The organism is Pseudomonas syringae pv. cilantro (assembly GCF_001293775.1).
In the GTDB taxonomy this organism is placed as follows: Bacteria; Pseudomonadota; Gammaproteobacteria; order Pseudomonadales; family Pseudomonadaceae; genus Aquipseudomonas; species Aquipseudomonas syringae_P.
Map to the genome: position 1 here is coordinate 2,495 of NZ_LGLN01000097.1, position 463 is coordinate 2,957.

Below are 463 nucleotides of genomic sequence, written 5' to 3' on the forward strand. Positions count from 1 at the left end.
ATATCCATCACGCCCTCCCGATGCTTGCCAGGGACGACGAGTCCTGATCGTCGACGCAGGCCATCTCAATGGCCCCCTTTGACGAGGGTTTCTACGGCGTTTTCGGTCATTGACTCAAAGCGGTCCGCCCATTGCGGAAAAAGCTCGATGGCTAGATCTCGGATGATCTTCAGGGCGCTGGGCGCGCGGCGATTGCTAGGTTGCTTGTACTCTATCCGATGAGCCGACATGCCTGCGGTTGAACCTTGGCGGAAAATAACTGAAGCGGGAACTGTATTTCTGAGGACGTCGATCTCAGTGTTGTCAGCAAAAGTCCTTCTGATCGCGTCATGGATCTCGCGGGCATCAACAGTCTGGTCGAGACAGTTCACCACGACCTTGATGGGGGGAACGAGCAGTCCCAGCCTTGAGTAAGGACGCAGGCCTTCAAGCATCTGCAATGTGCCACGGTTAAATTCCCGGG

The 463-nt window shown here is 55.7% G+C and carries 1 pseudogene; it reads right to left on the reverse strand.

The features are described from left to right. Positions 1-65: 65 nt before the first annotated feature. Positions 66-463: pseudogene (locus tag ABJ99_RS25555) on the reverse strand (ParA family protein); the annotation flags it as partial.